Annotated in this window: 18 protein-coding genes and 1 tRNA gene; 13 read left to right on the forward strand and 6 right to left on the reverse strand. The window is 60.6% G+C overall.

Annotated features, from left to right (window positions below; genetic code table 11):
- Nucleotides 1-83 precede the first annotated feature (83 nt).
- The 7 genes from AC4LFW_RS02405 to AC4LFW_RS02435 all read left to right on the forward strand — a co-directional run bounded on the left by AC4LFW_RS02405 (nt 84) and on the right by AC4LFW_RS02435 (nt 8114).
- Nucleotides 84-752, forward strand: coding sequence for a methylamine utilization protein (locus tag AC4LFW_RS02405; protein ID WP_491817479.1), 669 nt, complete (start codon nt 84-86; stop codon nt 750-752).
- Nucleotides 736-3093: a putative bifunctional diguanylate cyclase/phosphodiesterase gene (locus AC4LFW_RS02410; protein WP_491817481.1), complete on the forward strand. Its 2358-nt coding sequence runs from the start codon at nt 736-738 to the stop codon at nt 3091-3093. The genes AC4LFW_RS02405 and AC4LFW_RS02410 overlap by 17 nt, the downstream gene beginning before the upstream one ends.
- Nucleotides 3090-3947, forward strand: coding sequence for a DUF3034 family protein (locus AC4LFW_RS02415; protein ID WP_491817482.1), 858 nt, complete (start codon nt 3090-3092; stop codon nt 3945-3947). Before AC4LFW_RS02410 ends, AC4LFW_RS02415 begins: the two co-directional genes overlap by 4 nt.
- Nucleotides 3947-4366 carry a group I truncated hemoglobin gene (locus tag AC4LFW_RS02420; protein WP_491817484.1) on the forward strand — a complete coding sequence of 140 codons (420 nt, stop codon included), beginning with the start codon at nt 3947-3949 and terminating at the stop codon, nt 4364-4366. The genes AC4LFW_RS02415 and AC4LFW_RS02420 overlap by 1 nt, the downstream gene beginning before the upstream one ends.
- Nucleotides 4367-4596: 230 nt before the next feature.
- Complete coding sequence (gene putP / locus AC4LFW_RS02425) at nt 4597-6081, forward strand: sodium/proline symporter PutP (protein WP_491817486.1); 1485 nt, start codon at nt 4597-4599, stop codon at nt 6079-6081.
- A 149-nt stretch (nt 6082-6230) separates the two neighbouring features.
- Entirely contained in the window at nt 6231-6398 is a 168-nt protein-coding gene (locus AC4LFW_RS02430; RefSeq protein WP_491817488.1) for a hypothetical protein, read from the forward strand.
- Between the two features lie 309 nt (nt 6399-6707).
- On the forward strand, nt 6708-8114 hold the full coding sequence (locus tag AC4LFW_RS02435; RefSeq protein ID WP_491817490.1) for an alpha/beta hydrolase: 1407 nt from the start codon (nt 6708-6710) through the stop codon (nt 8112-8114).
- A gap of 58 nt (nt 8115-8172) precedes the next feature.
- On the opposite strand, the gene AC4LFW_RS02440 is transcribed toward AC4LFW_RS02435, so the two are convergent.
- Complete coding sequence (locus AC4LFW_RS02440; RefSeq protein WP_491817492.1) at nt 8173-8613, reverse strand: nuclear transport factor 2 family protein; 441 nt, start codon at nt 8611-8613, stop codon at nt 8173-8175.
- A 222-nt stretch (nt 8614-8835) separates the two neighbouring features.
- On the opposite strand from AC4LFW_RS02440, the gene AC4LFW_RS02445 reads away from it, so the two are divergent.
- The 6 genes from AC4LFW_RS02445 (at nt 8836) to AC4LFW_RS02470 (ending at nt 12857) form a co-directional block, all read left to right on the forward strand.
- A complete protein-coding gene (locus AC4LFW_RS02445) occupies nt 8836-9267 on the forward strand; it encodes a LexA family protein (protein ID WP_491817494.1) in 432 nt (143 codons plus the stop codon).
- Complete coding sequence (locus tag AC4LFW_RS02450; RefSeq protein WP_491817496.1) at nt 9254-10537, forward strand: Y-family DNA polymerase; 1284 nt, start codon at nt 9254-9256, stop codon at nt 10535-10537. Before AC4LFW_RS02445 ends, AC4LFW_RS02450 begins: the two co-directional genes overlap by 14 nt.
- A gap of 214 nt (nt 10538-10751) precedes the next feature.
- Entirely contained in the window at nt 10752-11684 is a 933-nt protein-coding gene (locus tag AC4LFW_RS02455) for an ABC transporter substrate-binding protein (protein ID WP_491817498.1), read from the forward strand.
- A gap of 145 nt (nt 11685-11829) precedes the next feature.
- The gene (locus AC4LFW_RS02460; protein ID WP_491817499.1) at nt 11830-12066 is read left to right on the forward strand and encodes a type II toxin-antitoxin system ParD family antitoxin; all 237 of its coding nucleotides are present in this window, start codon (nt 11830-11832) and stop codon (nt 12064-12066) included.
- A 93-nt stretch (nt 12067-12159) separates the two neighbouring features.
- Nucleotides 12160-12384 (forward strand): type II toxin-antitoxin system RelE/ParE family toxin, encoded by a 225-nt coding sequence (locus AC4LFW_RS02465; protein WP_491817501.1) that lies wholly within the window; start codon nt 12160-12162, stop codon nt 12382-12384.
- Between the two features lie 236 nt (nt 12385-12620).
- Nucleotides 12621-12857 carry a hypothetical protein gene (locus AC4LFW_RS02470; protein ID WP_491817503.1) on the forward strand — a complete coding sequence of 79 codons (237 nt, stop codon included), beginning with the start codon at nt 12621-12623 and terminating at the stop codon, nt 12855-12857.
- Between the two features lie 239 nt (nt 12858-13096).
- Here AC4LFW_RS02470 and AC4LFW_RS02475 read toward each other — a convergent pair whose 3' ends face one another.
- The 5 genes from AC4LFW_RS02475 to AC4LFW_RS02495 form a co-directional block, all read right to left on the reverse strand.
- The gene (locus AC4LFW_RS02475) at nt 13097-13846 is read right to left on the reverse strand and encodes a hypothetical protein (protein ID WP_491817504.1); all 750 of its coding nucleotides are present in this window, start codon (nt 13844-13846) and stop codon (nt 13097-13099) included.
- A gap of 62 nt (nt 13847-13908) precedes the next feature.
- A complete protein-coding gene (locus tag AC4LFW_RS02480; protein WP_491817505.1) occupies nt 13909-15345 on the reverse strand; it encodes a P-loop ATPase, Sll1717 family in 1437 nt (478 codons plus the stop codon).
- A 341-nt stretch (nt 15346-15686) separates the two neighbouring features.
- Nucleotides 15687-15760, reverse strand: a tRNA-Gly gene (locus AC4LFW_RS02485).
- A gap of 71 nt (nt 15761-15831) precedes the next feature.
- Complete coding sequence (locus AC4LFW_RS02490; protein WP_491817507.1) at nt 15832-16524, reverse strand: pseudouridine synthase; 693 nt, start codon at nt 16522-16524, stop codon at nt 15832-15834.
- A complete protein-coding gene (locus AC4LFW_RS02495) occupies nt 16524-16733 on the reverse strand; it encodes a cysteine-rich CWC family protein (RefSeq protein ID WP_491817509.1) in 210 nt (69 codons plus the stop codon). The genes AC4LFW_RS02490 and AC4LFW_RS02495 overlap by 1 nt, the downstream gene beginning before the upstream one ends.
- Nucleotides 16734-16824 lie beyond the last annotated feature (91 nt).

A 16824-nucleotide genomic window follows, 5' to 3' on the forward strand; every position in this document is an offset into this window, starting at 1 on the left:
AATAGGCTAGCCTGACCAGGCCAGCAGGTTGCCAAGGAAGGCGGTAGTCCAAGGGTAATCGTCAAGGTGGCGGAGTCAGCCAGATGTTCAAGCGTGTTTTGTGGTCCAGTTGTTTTCTGCTGTCTTGCGTGTACGCAACAGCTCAGGCCCAGCCACTCAGCGTACGTGTCCTCGATGCGCAGGGGCAGCCGGTCGCGGGCGCGGTGCTCAGCCTGGCGGGCGAGACGCAGGCCAGGCCCGCTGGCCTGGCGGTGATGGACCAGGTCGACAAGCAGTTCGTGCCGGCGGTGCTTGCCGTGGCCACCGGCACCGCAGTGAGCTTTCCCAATCGCGACGATATCCGCCATCAGGTCTATTCCTTCTCGCCGGCGAAGCGCTTCGAACTGCGCCTTTACGAGGGAACACCGAGCGTGCCGGTAACCTTCGATCAGCCGGGCCTGGTGGTGCTGGGCTGCAATATCCACGACTGGATGCTCGGCTACGTCTATATCACCGACGATCCCTGGTTTGCCGTTAGCGACGCCCAAGGTCTCGTTCAGCTGGATGCGCCAGCCGGCCAGTACCCGGCAACGGCCTGGCATCCGGCCCTGATTGATGGGCAGCCAGTGGACGCGGGCACCCTGCGGCCGGGTAAAGAAACGGTCGAGTTGAGGCTGCCGGTGGCGGTTACCGCTGCGCTGCAACCCTCGCCCCCTGCGCCAACGCCGTTTGCCGATGCCTTCAGGAAAGCCACCCGTGACGCGCAGCCTTAGTTTCCATGCCCGCCTGTCCTGGATACTCGCCGCCTTTCTTCTGGTGGTGATCGGCGCACTGTATTTTTCCGTGCGGCTGGTAACCGAGTCGGCGGTGAACAGACAAGCAACCGAGCGACTGGAATCCGGACTACGGGTTTTCGAGCGGCTGATCGATATGCGTGGTCGCCAGTTGCGTGATGGCGTCCAGGTACTGGCCGCCGATTTCGGCTTCAAGGATGCAGTGGCCAGCGGTGACACCCTGACTCTGCAGTCGGCGATGGCCAACCAGGCTGCGCGAATAAATGCCAGCGAAGCCATGTTGCTCGGCCTTGACGGCAGGATCCTGGCATCGAGCCTGTCCAATGCGATCGCGGGCGATATGTTCCGCTACGCCGCCGAGCTGCGTGAGGCCCGTCAGCGGGGCCAGACCATGCTGGTGGTGTCGCTGGACCAGCAGGCGCACCTGATGGTCGAGGCGGAAGTCCGTGCGCCTCTGCCAATCGCGCGGGTGGTGATGGGTTTCGCCATGGACCAGGCGCTGGCCAGTGAACTCAAGCAATTGACGGGCCTGGACGTGTCCTTCCTGGCCAAGGAGGGCGGCGGTCCGGGCCAGATGGCGAGCACGCTCAAGCCGGATATCCATGACGAGCTGCTCAGGGGCTGGAGCCGGCATGACCACGCCAACGGCGTCGAGGAGCTGATGCTGGGAGGCGAGCGCTATCTCAACGAGGACCTGGTGCTGTCGCAGGGCGAGGACTACCGAGTCGTCGCGCTGGTGCACAGCTCGCTGGACGACGCCTTGGCCGGTTTCCACCAACTGGACTCGCGGATTCTGCTGATTGCCTGTGTTGGCCTGATCGCCTCGCTGTTCGGCGCGCTGCTGCTGGCGCGTAGCCTGTCGGAGCCGGTCAATGCCCTTGCCCATGCGGCAGAGCGGGTCGGGCGTGGAGATTACCAGACGCCGATCGAGCTGGATCGCGGCGACGAGCTGGGCAGCTTGGCCACGGCTCTGAATCAGATGCAGCGTGGCATTGCCGAACGCGAGCAGCTTATTGCCCACAACATGCTGCACGATGACGTAACGGGGCTGCCCAATCGCACGCTCGCTGCCGAACTACTGTCCAACGCCCTGGATGCAGGACGAACCACGGCGGTGTTGCACATCGGTATCGGCAATCTCGATAGCGTTCGGGACAGCGGCGGCTCCGAAGGCGTCGACCAGGCGCTGCGTGAGCTGACTCAGCGCCTGCAGGCTGGGGTGCAGCCGGGCGATCACCTGGCGCGAATGCTGTCGGACGAGTTCCTACTGATTGTCAGCGATACCTCGGCCGACGATGCCTTCAGTGCCGCGGTCGCGGTGCAGCAGGCGCTGGCCTTGCCCGTTCGCGTTGCCGAGCTTGAAATGCGCCTCGAAGCGCACATCGGCGTGGCCGGTTACCCGGACGATGCCGGCAGCGTCGATGATCTGCTGCGTCGTGCGCGGATCGCCATGCAGGACGCGGCGCAGATGCCGGACGGCTTGCAACTCTACCAACACGGCCGTGACGATGCGCATCAGCGGCAGATCACCCTGATTCGCGATCTGCGCCGCGCCGCGCAGGGTGGCGGTTTGCAGCTGCATTTCCAGCCAAAGGTCGACCTTGAGCAGGGGCGGGTCTATCAGGCCGAAGCCCTGCTGCGCTGGAATCATCCAGAGTACGGCGCAGTGTCGCCCGGCGAATTCATCCCGTTGGCCGAGCGCACCGGCAGCATCCAGTTGCTGACGGCCTGGGTGATCGAGGCTGCGCTGCGTCAGCTTCACGTCTGGAACGGGCGCGGTCTGTATCTGGAGGTGTCGCTGAACATTTCCGCCGACGACCTCGTCAGCCTCACCCTCGAGCACCGGGTCGCCGAGTTGCTGCAGCGCTACGTGATCCCGGGTCACCAGCTGGTTTTCGAGATTACCGAAAGTGCGGTGATGCGCGATCCGGAACGCGCCCTGGCGATGCTGCATCGATTGCGCTCGCTGGGCATTCGCTTGTCGGTCGATGACTTTGGCACCGGCTATTCCTCGCTCGCACAACTGCGTCGCATGCCAGTGCAGGAACTGAAGATCGATCAATCCTTCATCCGTGAGCTGGACGAGACCTGCGGCGACGCGGTGATCGTCCGTTCGACCATCGACATGAGCCACGCGCTGGGCCTGAAGGTCGTGGCCGAGGGCGTCGAACATGGCGAGACGCGTGACCTGCTGCGGGCCTGGGGTTGCGACACCCTGCAAGGCTACTTCTTCAGCCGCCCGCTGCCGGCCGATGCCTTCGAGGCATGGCTGATACAACAACCTCACCTGGCTGCCCGACCGCTCAAGGAGCACTCATGAGACTCGCACGAGCCTTTCTGCTGGCCGCATGCTGCACGCCGCTGCTGGCCAATGCCCAGGCGGGGCGCCTGCTGGCTAGCGGAGGCGCAACCAGCATCGAAGGCACGGCGGGCGGCGGCATAACGCCCTGGGCCGTGCTGGCTGGCTACGGTGAGCGGGGCGAGTGGGGCGGTGACGTTTTCGCTACTCGTGTGGAAACCGGGGACTACCGACTGGATGTCGGTGGGGTGGCGTTTGCCTTCGACAACCGCCTGGAGTTGTCTTTTGCCCGGCAGCGTTTCGATCTCGGTTCGCTTGCCCGTGAGCTGTCGCTTCCCGAGAACAGCCTCAGCCAGGACATTTTCGGCGCCAAACTGCGGCTGTTCGGCGACCTGATCTATGATCGCCTGCCGCAGGTGTCGCTAGGCCTGCAGCATAAACGTCAGAAGGATTTCCTGATTCCGTCCCTGGTCGGCGCACAGCGCGACGAGGACACCGAGGCCTACCTCACCGGCAGCCGGCTGATACTCGGCGGCGCCTTCGGCTACAACCTGCTGGTCAACGGTGGCGTGCGCTACAGTCGCGCCAATGAGCTCGGCCTGCTCGGCTTCGGTGGAGATCGGCGTGACCGCCGCAGTCTGCTCAAGGAAGGCTCCGTTGCAGTGCTGTTCAACCCCAGCTGGGCGCTAGGCGTTGAGTATCGGGAGAAGCCGGACAACCTGTCCTTCGCGGGCGAAAGCGACTGGGCAGACCTGTTCCTCGGCTATTTCCCGCACAAGCAGCTTGCCCTGGTGCTGGCCTATGCACGCCTTGGCGAGATCGCCACGCTGGACAATCAGGACGGCGCCTACTTATCCATTCAGGGGAGTTTCTGATGCGCGGCCTGGTTCTGCTCGTCTGTCTGCTGCTCGGTGCCTGCGCTGGGCAACCCCCAAGGGATGACAGCCTGTACCAGCAGCTGGGCGGTGAGCCTGGCGTCACCCGTATCGTCGAGGGCATGCTGCTGCGCATCGCCGATGATCGCCGTATTGTCGAGCACTTCCAGGACATCGACATTCAGCGCCTGCGCGACAAACTGATCGAACAGTTCTGCGCGGAAGCCGGTGGCCCTTGCGTCTACACCGGCGACAGCATGGAGGAGAGCCACAAGGGGCAGGCGCTCACCCCGAGCGACTTCAATGCGCTGGTGGAAAACCTGCAGGCAGCAATGACAGCCGAGGGCGTATCGATTCCGGCACAGAACCGTTTGCTGGCGCGCCTGGCTCCCATGCGCGGCCAGGTTATCGATCGATAGGTTCGCGCACCTCTGCAACCGGCAGCTTGCCGGTTCGCCGCCGTCCGTTTTTCCTGGATCGTCTGCACTTCTACCGGGTAAAACTGTCCGGTCACGAGCATTGAGCGCAGCGAGACGCTATCCTTTCGCGCCTAACCCGACCGTCCGTTGCCAGCGCTGCGCCACAAGCGTTCGCGTCTAGTCAGTGGAGGCGGGGGCCTGGTCCCCGCAGCACAAGGAAAACAACACCAATGAATGTGAGCACCCCGACCCTGATCACCTTCGTGATCTATATCGTGGCGATGATTCTGATCGGTTTCACCGCCTACCGCGCTACCAAGAACTTCGACGACTACATTCTCGGCGGCCGCAGCCTCGGCAGCTTTGTCACCGCGCTATCAGCGGGCGCCTCGGACATGAGCGGCTGGCTGCTGATGGGCTTGCCCGGCGCGATATTCGTTGCCGGTCTTTCAGAAAGCTGGATCGCCATCGGCCTCATCGCCGGCGCCTGGCTCAACTGGCTGTTCGTCGCCGGCCGCCTTCGCGTGCACACCGAGTACAACCACAACGCGCTGACGCTGCCAGATTACTTCTCCCATCGCTTCGAAGACGAGAGCCGCCTGCTGCGTATCTTCTCCGCCTTGGTGATCCTGGTGTTCTTCACCATCTACTGCGCCTCGGGCGTGGTGGCCGGTGCGCGCCTGTTCGAGTCCACCTTCGGCATGGAATACGGCACGGCCCTTTGGGTTGGCGCCGCGGCAACCATCCTCTACGTGTTCATCGGCGGCTTCCTTGCGGTGAGCTGGACGGACACTGTGCAGGCAACGCTGATGATCTTTGCGCTCCTGATCACGCCGGTGTTCGTCATCCTCTCACTGGGCGACCTGGGCACCGCGATGGACACTATCGCGGCGCAGGATCCGTCGAACTTCGACATGTTCAAGGGCCTGTCCTTTATCGCCATCATCTCGCTGCTCGGCTGGGGCCTCGGCTACTTCGGCCAGCCGCACATCCTGGTGCGCTTCATGGCCGCCGATTCGGTCAAGACCATCCCCAACGCTCGCCGCATCGGCATGGCCTGGATGATCCTGACCCTCGCCGGCGCCGTGACCGTGGGCTTCCTTGGTATCGCCTACTTCGCCGACAACCCTGCACTGGCCGGCGCGGTCACCGAGAACGGCGAGCGCGTGTTCATGGAGCTGGTCAAGCTGATGTTCAACCCCTGGGTGGCCGGCATCATTCTCTCCGGCGTGCTCGCGGCCGTCATGAGTACGCTCAGCGCCCAGCTGCTGGTCAGTTCCAGCGCCCTGACCCAGGACTTCTACAAGGCCTTCCTGCGCAAGGGTGCCTCGCAGACCGAACTGGTTTGGGTCGGCCGCGCCATGGTGCTGTTGATCGCCCTGATCGCCATCGGTATCGCCTCGAATCCGGAGAGCAAGGTGCTGGGCTTGGTGTCCTACGCCTGGGCCGGCTTTGGTGCGGCCTTCGGCCCGGTGGTGCTGATCTCGCTGGTGTGGAAGCGCATGACGCGTAACGGCGCGCTTGTGGGCATGCTGGTTGGCGCCGTCACCGTGGTGGTCTGGAAGGAGTTCATCGGCCTTGGGCTGTACGAGATCATTCCGGGCTTTATCCTCGCCAGCCTCGCCATCTATGTCGTGAGCCTGATGGGCAAAGCGCCGGCAGCTACCATCCAGCGCCGCTTCGAAGCGGCCGATGCGGAGTACCGCGCCGGCTGACCACCTGGCGTCGGGATCATCGCCGCCCTGGCGATGATCCCGCGCTTCGCTTCATCCACGAATATCTGTCGTTCCTGTCCCTGGCGGCGGATACTGCCTGGCGGGGCGCCTACCGTTAGCGCCTGGCCAGGAAATTCAGGAGTATTCCAATGAAAGCGCAATCCGTGACGATTCGTGCCGTAGCCCTCGTGCTGGCGGCTCTGTTGATGACAGGCTGCAGCCTGCGCTTGCCGGGCATCGGCATCGATGTGGGCGACGGCGGCGGCCATGGCGGCCACCATTGCCCACCTGGCCAGGCCAAGAAGGGTAACTGCTGAGCCTCGCTTCCTTCTCCGGGCCTGGGTGGCGCCCTGCCGCTTGGGTCTGCGCCCGCAATCTCCCGCTCCATTCGCCTAAGTCGTGCGGCTTGGCCCGGCCTTGTTGCTCAGCCTGACCGGCTGCCATAAGCGCGACGCCAGTTGACATATTCCCGTGACGACATCGCCAACTATCCGGCAAGCAGCTGATCGGTTTGACAGGTCCAAGCTTTCTGCCACGGTTAGTCGAAGCTCGGCAGTGCTTGCTGCTCGGCGCCAGGCAAAGCTCGCATCGCAAGAACAAAAACAATAAACACCGAGGAACCTCCCATGCTTCAGAGCAAGTTGGCTTCAGCCTGTGGGCGTGCCATCGCCGGCGTCATGCTGGTCGGCACGATTGGAATAGCGGCAGATGTCCAGGCGCGGTCCAAGCCGGTCAAGCCGCCGATCTCCGGCAGCGGATCCCGCGCGCAGGATTCACGTGTCTTCGTGCCGATCGTTTCACCCCTGGCTGCATTTCCCGGCCTGCCCAGCGAGCGCTGGACAGGTATCTACGAGGGCTCGTCCTACCAAATCGAGGTACCGCCGAACTGGAACGGCATGCTGGTGATGTATGCACACGGCTTTCGCGGCCAGGGCCCGGAACTGACCGTCAGCCCCCCGGCCATTCGCCCCTGGCTGCTGCAGCAGGGCTACGCCTGGGCCGCCTCGAGCTACAGCAAGAACTACTACGATGTGCGCGCCGGCATCGAGGACACCAACGCGCTGGCGCTGGCCTTCAGGGAGCTGACCGGCAAGGCTGCGCCGAGCAAGACCTATATCACCGGGCATTCGATGGGTGGGCATGTCGCGGCTGCAGCAGTGGAAGCTGAGACCTACGCGACGGCCAACAACCGCGTCGTGTACGACGGCTCGGTGCCCATGTGCGGCGTGACCGGCGACGTCTACGAGTTCGAATACCTGATGAATTTCACCCTGGCCGCGCAACACCTGGCGGGGCAGGGGCCGACCAGCTTCCCGGCGACCGATTTCCAGGCCAAGCTGCCGCAGATCATCGGCGCGCTGTGGGACAGCTATCCAACCGATCCATCGCCGCAAGGCGAGAAGCTCGAAGGCATCGTCCGTGAACTCAGCGGGGGCGAGCGGCCGATCTTCGCCGAAGGCTTCCGCACCAGCCTGCAGAGCGTCGTGCTCGGCACCGGCGGGCGGGACGGCACCGTCGACGGCATCCTCGCCGATTCGCTCTCTGGCAACCTCGCCACGCGCTACCAGTTCGATACGAACAAGGCGATGTCTCGCGAGGAACGCGAGTTCAACGACTCGATCATCCGCGTGGTCGGCCATCCGCCAGCCAACAGCATCCGTCCGGATGGTTTGCGCTGGATTCCGGTGGTGAACGGCCAGTTCAACGTCCCGGTGGTCAGCATCCACACCCTGGGCGACCTTTACGTGCCGTTCAAGCATCAGCAGATCTATCGCCGCAACGCCGAAGCCAATGGCAACGGGGAACTGCTGGTGCAACGGGCCATTCGGGCACCGAGCCACTGTGATTTCACCTATCAGGAGCAGGTCGAAGCCATGGCGGCGATGCTGCAATGGGAACAACAGGGCATCAAGCCGGCCGGTGACGAAGTTCTTAACCCTCGAGTCGTAGCTGATCCCGCCTATGGCTGCCAGTTCACCCGTAACGATGGCACTCAGAATCGGACGTCGCTGCCGCCTTGCCCATCCAACTGACGCACCGGTGACAGTTAAGCCCTGCTCATGCAGGGCTTTTTCTTTCTGAATGGCCTAGTCAGGCTTTCCCCTGCGAGGAACCTCCATGCAGGCTCCGCTTGCCCCAGGTGCGGAGCATGTTCTGCTTGATGCTCGCTATCTTCCAGCCTTCCTCCATATTCGCGAAGCCGAACTCATAGCTTCCGCACGAATGGAAGAAGTCCTCGTCTGAGCCGGCAGGGTCAAAGCGAAGAATCAGATAATTGCACTGCGCATCCACACCGCGTTCATCCACGCCGCCGGTGATAAGCAAATTGGTAAAACTGTGGTGCTTGGCAAGCCGGTCAACCGCGTTCTGCCTGCGGTCGACGAACGCCTGGCCGCTCAGGGTGGTGGGCTGCTCCCGGCCCGAGGATGAATAGTCCACCGCGATCTCATGCGCAAGGCACTCGACCATCGCTGGCCAGTCCCGGTTATCGAAGGAAAGAAAGAACCGGCAGAGCAGGTCGTTTATCTGCATGAAGACGGTCGGGTCTACTGTTCTCATCATGCGCTCTCATCACGTGGGCTGGTGTTGATGGAGTAAATCACAGCGCGGCGTTACGGGCTGAAAAAGGCCCGGAGCCGGCGAAGGGAGTAGGCTGCGGCGAATCACCAATCATGGCTGCCCGTGCGTCTGGCTCCATTGACCGGAAGGGGGGCTCGCAATACTGTACGCATATACAGTTATGAGGTCTGTACCATGCCCATCCATTTCCTGGGGCCTGCTGCCCCGTCCACTATTGCCTTGCCACTTTTCAGCTTCTGCATACCCGCCGGCTTCCCGAGCCCCGCGCAGGATCACATGGAAGGCACGCTCTCGCTCGATGAGCTGATGAACATCCGCGCACCGCACACCTACCTGGCACGCGCGGATGGCGACAGCATGATTCAGGTGGGCATCTTCGACCGGGATATCCTCATCATCGATCGCGGCCGCGAAGCCGAGAAAGGCGAGATCGTCATCGCTGCGCTGAATAACGAGCCGCTGGTGAAGATCTTCGACCGGCAGGGCGACCAGATCATCCTGCGCTCGGCCAACCCGAAGTTTCCGCCGCGTTACCTGCTCGAAAGCGAAGAGTTGTACGTCTGGGGCGTCGTCCCCTTCAGTGTGCGCACCCATGGCAAATACTGAGCGCACGCTGGCGCTGATCGACTGCAACTCGTTCTACGCCGCCTGCGAGCGCGTCTTCCGGCCGGACCTGCGCACCACGCCCATCGTCGTGCTTTCCAACAACGACGGCTGCGTGATCGCCCGCTCTGCAGAAGCCAAGGCCCTGGGTATCAAGATGGGCGCGCCATATTTCAAGGTCCGCCGTGATCTGGAGCGCTGGGGCGTCGTGGTGTTTTCCAGCAACTACGCACTGTACGGCGATATGAGCGAGCGCGTGATGACGGTGATCGAACAGCGCGTGCCGGCCGTGGAGGTGTATTCCATCGACGAAGCGTTCGCCGATCTTTCTGGCATGCCCGACGCGGAATCCATCGGGCGCCGCATTCGTGCCGACGTGTTCCGCCTCACCGGCATACCCGTCGGCGTCGGCATAGCCAACACCAAGACCCTCGCCAAGCTCGCCAACCACTCGGCCAAGCGCTGGCAGAAGCAAACCGGCGGCGTGGTCGACCTGCGCGACCCCGAGCGGCGGGACAAGGTGTTGCGCGTCACAAGCGTGAGCGATGTATGGGGCATCGGCCGGCGCATGACCGAACACCTCAACAGCATGGGCATTCGCAGCGCCTGGGATCTGGCCAACGCCGACGCCTGGACCCTGCGCAAACAATTCAGCGTCGTGGTCGAGAAAACCGCCCGCGAGCTGCGCGGCACGCCCTGCCTGGAACTGGAAGACGTGACCCCGCTCAAGCAGGAGATCTGCTGCTCACGCATGTTCGGCGATCGTCTGCGCGAACTTGCCCCAATCCGCGAAGCCGTCGCCACCTACGCCGCCCGCGCCAGTGAAAAACTCCGGGCACAGCAGTCGCTGTGCAAGCGTGTGCGCGTCAGCATCCGCACCGGCATGTTCAACCCCGACGAACCCAGGTTCGCCAAAGGCATCGTCTGCGAACTGCCATACCCCACCGACGACACCCGCTACATCACCCGCGCCGCCATCGCCGGGCTGGAGCTTGTCTATCGAGAGGGCTTTGCCTTCAGCAAAGCCGAAGTGCTGCTGATGGACCTCTGCCAACGCGGCGAATACACCGACGATCTCTTCACCGAAACCCAACCCGCCGCCGCCGCCGAGCGAGTCATGGGCGTGCTCGATGCCGTCAACGCCAAGTGGGGGCGCAACACCCTGAGGCCGGGCCGCATTCCCACCGCTCCGGATTGGGGCATGCGGCGAGAGATGATGAGCCAGAGTTTTACGACGAGGATGGATCAGTTGTGGGAGGTGGGGTGTAGGTAGGGGCTAGGACGGTTGCGACCAGGCGCATCTGCTCGCTACCAGCAGCCGGGAACACGAGCGCAGGGGATGCAGAAGGGGGCGCGCAAAGCGTAGCGCCCGCCAACCGCGAGGTCCGCCCGCCACCGCGTGTGCATTCGTTGCACCTGCGCGTCCCGCTTCTCTTCGTTCTAATGATATGGTTTCTCACTTGCATATAGACAGAGGACGCCCGCACGTGAAAAAGCTCGCCCTAACCGCCTCGATGCTACTCGCCCTGACGGCCTGCAGCAGTTCGCCCGATGCGCCTACGCCGCCCGCTAACGTTGTCGGCATGACCATCGACCAGCCAGACGGCACGCAGGTCGTCGTCCCTCGCAACCCACGCAGCGTCGTGAGTTTCGACTTCGGCACGGTCGATACGCTGGTGGCCCTGGGCTTGGGCGATCGCGTGAAGGGCACGGCCTCCGGCGTGCCGACCTACCTGAAGAACAGCTTGCCCGCCCGAGTCGACACCGGGAGCATGAAGGAGCCTGACGAGCGCGCCATACGCAAGCTCGACCCAGACGTGATCATGGTCACCGGGCGCCAGGGCGAGCAAGGACAGGCCCTGAGCAAGATTGCCCCAACACTGGACATGAGCCTCGAAGGCCAGGGTTACCTGCAAGGGCTCGAGCGCAACGTGCTGGCGCTCGGAACGCTGTTCGGCAGACTGCCCGAGGCCCGGCAGCAATTGCAGGTTACGGCTGCCAAGATCGGCCAGGCGCACATGCGCGTCGCCAACTCAGGCAAGCGCACGCTGGTGCTTACGCACAACGACGGCAATTTCTCACCCACCGAACAGCCGGTGATCTACTCGGTGTTGCAGGCGCCACGCGCGCTGGCTGCGCCGCCGCCAGCCCAGCCTGGCGCACCACGCCAGCGCCCGCAGCCAATGGACGTCAATCAGGTGCTTGCAGCTGACCCAGAGGTGATCTTTATCATCGACCGCAGCGCGGCAATCGGTGCAGAGCCCCTGACCACCGAAGCCCTACGTGCCTCGCCATTGAGCGCCACCAGCGCAGGGCGCAATGGCCAGATTGTCTACCTCGACCCGGCGCTGTGGTATCTCTCCGGCGGCGGCCTGCTGAGCCTCAGCCTGCAGCTCGACGAGGCTGCCGCGGCTTATTAAAGGAACGTGGGACGGGCAGCTGCCGCTGCGGCGGCTGTCTACATGGGCGGCGGTCGTTTCGTCGCAGTCGGCACTGCAATATCGACACTTTATTTAGCAGGGCGGTAAAGTTGGCTTGCCAATTTTTGCCAAGCGGGCCGCCAGCATGAGCACCATGAACATCTCCCTTCCCGACACTCTAAAGAGCTTCGTGGACGAGCAGGTCAATCAGCGTGGCTACGGCACCAGTAGTGAATATGTCCGCGAATTGATCCGCAAGGACCAGGACCGCCAGCATCTTCGGGGTCTGCTACCGGCGGGTGCTGCCTCGGCGCCGACTGCTCCCGTTGATGCCGATTACTTCGAATCTCTGCGTGATCGGGTTCGGAATGCTCGCGAATGAAGCAAAAGCCAGTCATTCCAAGAGCGCTAGCGCTAGCGCGAGGACGTTGATCGAGCGATTGCGTACTACCTGGAGCAAGAGGCCGATAAGGCGGTGCTAGGGCTGATTGATGCGCTGGAGCATGCCTATAAACAGCTCAGCCGCCACCCTCAGTCAGGCTCCAACCGCTACGCACATGAGCTGGATCTTCCAGGGTTGCGATCCTTGCCGCTCAAGCGGTATCCCTATGTGGTGTTCTACATGGAGCGTACTAGCCACATTGAGGTTTTGGCGCGTACTGCACGGGATGAGCGATATTCCGTCTTGGCTGCAGGCTGATGTGGAGTGCTCCCCTGGCAGGGGCGCTAGATAAATCTGTCCCGTTTCAAAAAAATCGCCATGGCCCTTGCTCCTTCCTGCTGCGTAGGTACTTGGGCGCATCGTCCCAATCTGATCGCATGTCGCCTCCTTGCTCAATGATTAGGGCTGTTAAATACATCTGTCACTTTTATCCACGCACACTCGCCGCGCCAGTGCCTGCCGAGCCCGGCTCACCGCGCCAACGCCCGCAGCCCATGAACGTCAATGCGGTGCTCGCGTCTGACCCAGAGGTGATCTTCATCATCGACCGCAGCGCGGCAATCGGTGCAGAGCCCCTGACCACCGAAGCCTTGCGTGCCTCGCCATTGAGCGCCACCAGCGCCGGGCGCAATGGCCAAATTGTCTACCTCGACCCGGCGCTGTGGTATCTCTCCGGCGGCGGCCTGCTGAGCCTCAGCCTACAGCTCGACGAGGCTGCAGCGGCTTATTGAAGGAGGTTGGGACGGACAGCTGCCGCTGCAGCAGCTGCCTTGGTCGGTGTGCATGCGGTAGAAGGCATTCAGTAGCGTTGGGCTGCAAATTAGCTAAGAATCAGGGCAGTTTCACAGGCGTCTACAGCTTTAGAAAATAATTCTGTCCCCTTTTTCCTCCAGAAGCGACGAGGCCCGCTGATCAGTGCTACTTCGCGTCGATTTGCGATCAGGCTGAAGTGCTGGTGCTACCAAGAAGCTCAGCCCATCGGGTTGAAGCTACTTGCCGCCCCGCAATAACGTGTCCTCATCTGATGACTATGATCTTTGCGATCACCATCAAAGCGCGCACGCCATGTCCGACACTCCTCATGGAAATGCTGCTTGGCCGCCTTGCGGCATTCACGATAATTGATCGATCCACGACGGTGGTTGGCGCATACGCTCGTGCCGTCGATGTAGTTGTTAACTGCCATCCATTCCGCCAGATAGTCGGTGCCACCGTTCCAGCTCTTTATCCACTTCGCAGTGTGCTCTCTGTGCACCGTGCGTGGTCGACGCTCGTTTGCGGCTGGAGAGGCGACACTTTGATGAATAGCCGGCGGGGTATAGGTGCTGGTTGGCTGCTTCGGGTTGTAGTTGTTGTCGTTGAATGAAGTTTGGCGAGATTGCACAGCCCGAGCGGTGGCTTGCTCGAACCACTCGATCTCTTCCTGGCTTAGTTGCCGCTGTTGGGGCGCCGGTTCTGTTGTCGGCGCTTCGTAGCTTGCAACCGGAGGCGGGGTAACAGGCTGAATGGGTTGTGCTGGCGCTTGGTTAAACCAAGGCATGCCCCCGACATGAATGCCCTGCTTGATCTGGTCTACGTCCAACACGATGGGCTTGCCGAAAGCCATTACCAGCGCCGCCATGATCGTCGACCCGACTCCAACTATCGCCAGGACTCTCCAAGGGCCTGGTTTCTTTCTGTTGCGTAGATATTCGGGTGCATCGTCCCAGTCTGATCTCATGTCGCCTCCTTGCGTTCGAATCAGGGTTATTAAATGAAACTGTGTCCTTTTGTTTACATGTTCTACCTCTCCCGGATGCGCTCGACTGTTCTCACTGCTTTCCTAAAGCAAGGGTGAACCTGGACTTTAGAAAAACTCGGAATATTGGGGGATTCTGTCGAGTACTGAACCGAGGTTCCGCCATCCCCTCCTTGTATGTAAGCGCCAATAAAGCCAATCTGATAAAGGATTTCTATGAAAGCGGTTGCGTCCTTTTTTTTCACAAGGTTCTGGAACCATTTGTGATTACTTCTGGCTTCGCTAAATATTTTTTGTGCTCGTTCATCTAGCTCTTCACGAGTTAACGTGTATTTTGTTCGAGTGTAATTTTCAACCCAGATCTGAAATAATGTGCCAAGTCCAGGGTACTGATTTGAATATTCAGTACATAGGTCTTGGAGTTTCCATTCAGAGTACTCTTCTTCCACTTCTTTAAGCGTCTCAGAGTTTGGAGCTGTAGTAGTCAGAGCCTCTGTGTAAAATCTTGCCAGCTGCAGAAGTTCGCGCGGCCTAGAAAGAGTTCTTTCCACCAGCCAATTGTCGGTGTATGTCGTCCCGACGGTCGACGGGAATACTGAGTCAAAAGCTTTTTCCAACGGGGGAAAACCTTGTTCCTGTCTGTTGTGGTTAATGCGCTTTTCAAGCATTTCCTTCAGTGTCTCTTTACTCCAGCGAATACGTTCAACGTTTCGGTATTTGTCAGAGTGCTGGGTTCCGCTCATCAGGATTGAGTAGACGTCAGCCCGTAAGAAAATAAAGCAATGTATGTTTTTCGATAGGCCCTTCAAATAAAGGGAGGCTTTGAGAAGTCCCAGCAGAAAGTTATTAGATGTTGTGCTGTTGTCCCATCCTAAAGCAACATCGTCTATGAACACGTACATTTTTGCGCCTGATTTTGCTAGTTCTACAACGTGATGCTCTAGCGAGTCGGCGTCCGCAATGTCTCTTAAGTTTTTCTCGATTATTGCTCCGTATTCACCCAGCTCGCCTACATGAAATTTGAGCTTTCCCAGCACTTCAGTGATGTTTTCGAGGAAATCCAAAGTGGTCCGGTTCATCTGAATGCTAATGTCACGCGCGAATTGCTCGCTGTTCTTGGCGTAGCGCCCCTTGGTACTATTTCCTATTGTGCAAAGGGCATCTAATAATATTTGGCGCAACCATGTATGTTCAAAGAATATTTCGGTCCCAAACTGAGATTGTATTTCAGTATTCTTCATGATCGCGTTAACCGCGCCATATGATGGGGAGATATTGATGATGTGGCTGTTTGGCTGCTTCTTGAAGTGATCTTCTAAGCTGGTGCGCAGTGCGCTTTTGCCAGCACCTTTCCGTCCAATAACCAAGCTCTTTGTGGCTGTCAAAAGACGAGTATAGGCTGCGCTAGATACAAAGTATTGAGATAAATTTGGATCCAGCTCGGCGCTATCGTCACCCCAGGAAATCTCTGATATATTCATGCTCTTCTCAATTATTAGCTGACTATTACGATAAGGTGTGGTGGCTGTTCTGCTAGTACAGGTGGCGCGGTATTGCAGAAGGTTGGATTGTTCATTGTTTTAATAAACCAAGGGCTATGGTTCTTCACGTTGCCACCGATCTACCTACTAACGGACACCACTCAAAATCCACAATATTTCGTGATGCCTCACCAAATCCTCGACGCGCTTGGGCAGCAGGCCTGGCTCCATTATTCTTCGAAGAGATGGTAATTTATTTTCACAATTCCGCCAGCAACCCCATCCGAAACAATCCAAACCCTAAACCAAAAAAGCCCCGCAATTGCAGGGCTTTTCTAATCTGGAGCGGGCGAAGGGAATCGAACCCTCGTCATGAGCTTGGGAAGCTCAGGTAATGCCATTATACGACGCCCGCGTAGGCAGCCTTTTTACCAGAAGGGCGGGGGGAGGAGAAGCGGGTGCGGCGTTTAGGTTGAAGAATGTGTTTCAGACCTGGTCAATCTCTGTGGGCGTCAGGCTGCGGTACTGGCCGGGGGCGAGGGTGGGGTCGAGCAGCAGCGGACCCATGCGTTCGCGGTGAAGCCCAGTGACCTTGTTATTGAAGTGGCCAAACATGCGTTTGACCTGATGATAGCGGCCTTCATGCAGGGTCAGCCGGGCCTGGTGCGAACCGAGCAGTTCGAGTTCTGCAGGCAGGGTGGTGAGGTTCTCGAAGCGAAAGTAGAGGCCTCTGGCGAAGCGGTTGACGCAGATTGGGTCGATCGGGTCTTCGGTCTCTACAAGATAGGTTTTACCCAACAGGCTTTCCGGTTGGGTCAGGCGGCGGGACCAGAGGCCGTCGTTGGTGATGATTATCAGCCCGGTGGTATTGAAGTCCAGCCGGCCGGCGATGTGCAGTTCGTCCCTGTCTGGTTCGTTCAGCAGATCCAGCACCGTGGGGTGTTGCGGGTCGGCGGTGGCGCTGACGCAGCCGGCGGGTTTGTTGAGCATAAAGAAGCGCGCGGGCTTGCCGGCTTGCAGTACCTCGCCGTCCAGCTCGACACGATCGAAGATGCGAACGTCGTGGGTGCCGTCGCAAACCGTCTTTCCATTCACCGCAGCACGACCTGACGCCAGCAGCAGACGCGCTTGTCTGTGGCTGCAGTGGGGCAGATTGGCGAGGAAACGGTCGAGGCGCATCAGGGTTTGGCGGGAGGCTCGCCGCGGGCGCAGCGGGGGCAGATGCAGGCCTTGTTTAGCGCGTCGTCAGGAACCTGTTCGCGGGCTTCGGGCGCTATCTCAACGCTGAAGCACCAGCAGGGCCGTGTGGCAGTGGCTGGGTTGGCCAAGCCGCACTGGTTGGGCTCGCCGCAGATCGGACATTTATTGGTATCAGGCGAATCAGTCATAACCGCCTCCCGGCAGCGGCAGCGCTCAATGCGGTGGAGCGTTGGGGCCTTGAAAAGAAAAGCCCGGCATTGCGCCGGGCTTCTCGGATCA

The sequence above is a fragment of the Stutzerimonas sp. C6.4V genome, assembly GCF_058536345.1.

Coding starts and splice junctions, on each gene's coding strand:
- AC4LFW_RS02450 (WP_491817496.1), top strand. CDS start 9,254: ATGGCAAATACTGAGCGCACGCTGGCGCTGATCGACTGCAACTCGTTC.
- AC4LFW_RS02445 (WP_491817494.1), top strand. CDS start 8,836: ATGCCCATCCATTTCCTGGGGCCTGCTGCCCCGTCCACTATTGCCTTG.
- AC4LFW_RS02430 (WP_491817488.1), top strand. CDS start 6,231: ATGAAAGCGCAATCCGTGACGATTCGTGCCGTAGCCCTCGTGCTGGCG.
- AC4LFW_RS02470 (WP_491817503.1), top strand. CDS start 12,621: ATGAACGTCAATGCGGTGCTCGCGTCTGACCCAGAGGTGATCTTCATC.
- AC4LFW_RS02460 (WP_491817499.1), top strand. CDS start 11,830: ATGAGCACCATGAACATCTCCCTTCCCGACACTCTAAAGAGCTTCGTG.
- AC4LFW_RS02405 (WP_491817479.1), top strand. CDS start 84: ATGTTCAAGCGTGTTTTGTGGTCCAGTTGTTTTCTGCTGTCTTGCGTG.
- AC4LFW_RS02415 (WP_491817482.1), top strand. CDS start 3,090: ATGAGACTCGCACGAGCCTTTCTGCTGGCCGCATGCTGCACGCCGCTG.
- AC4LFW_RS02495 (WP_491817509.1), bottom strand. CDS start 16,733: ATGACTGATTCGCCTGATACCAATAAATGTCCGATCTGCGGCGAGCCC.
- AC4LFW_RS02480 (WP_491817505.1), bottom strand. CDS start 15,345: ATGAATATATCAGAGATTTCCTGGGGTGACGATAGCGCCGAGCTGGAT.
- AC4LFW_RS02440 (WP_491817492.1), bottom strand. CDS start 8,613: ATGCAGATAAACGACCTGCTCTGCCGGTTCTTTCTTTCCTTCGATAAC.
- putP (WP_491817486.1), top strand. CDS start 4,597: ATGAATGTGAGCACCCCGACCCTGATCACCTTCGTGATCTATATCGTG.
- AC4LFW_RS02420 (WP_491817484.1), top strand. CDS start 3,947: ATGCGCGGCCTGGTTCTGCTCGTCTGTCTGCTGCTCGGTGCCTGCGCT.
- AC4LFW_RS02475 (WP_491817504.1), bottom strand. CDS start 13,846: ATGAGATCAGACTGGGACGATGCACCCGAATATCTACGCAACAGAAAG.
- AC4LFW_RS02490 (WP_491817507.1), bottom strand. CDS start 16,524: ATGCGCCTCGACCGTTTCCTCGCCAATCTGCCCCACTGCAGCCACAGA.
- AC4LFW_RS02435 (WP_491817490.1), top strand. CDS start 6,708: ATGCTTCAGAGCAAGTTGGCTTCAGCCTGTGGGCGTGCCATCGCCGGC.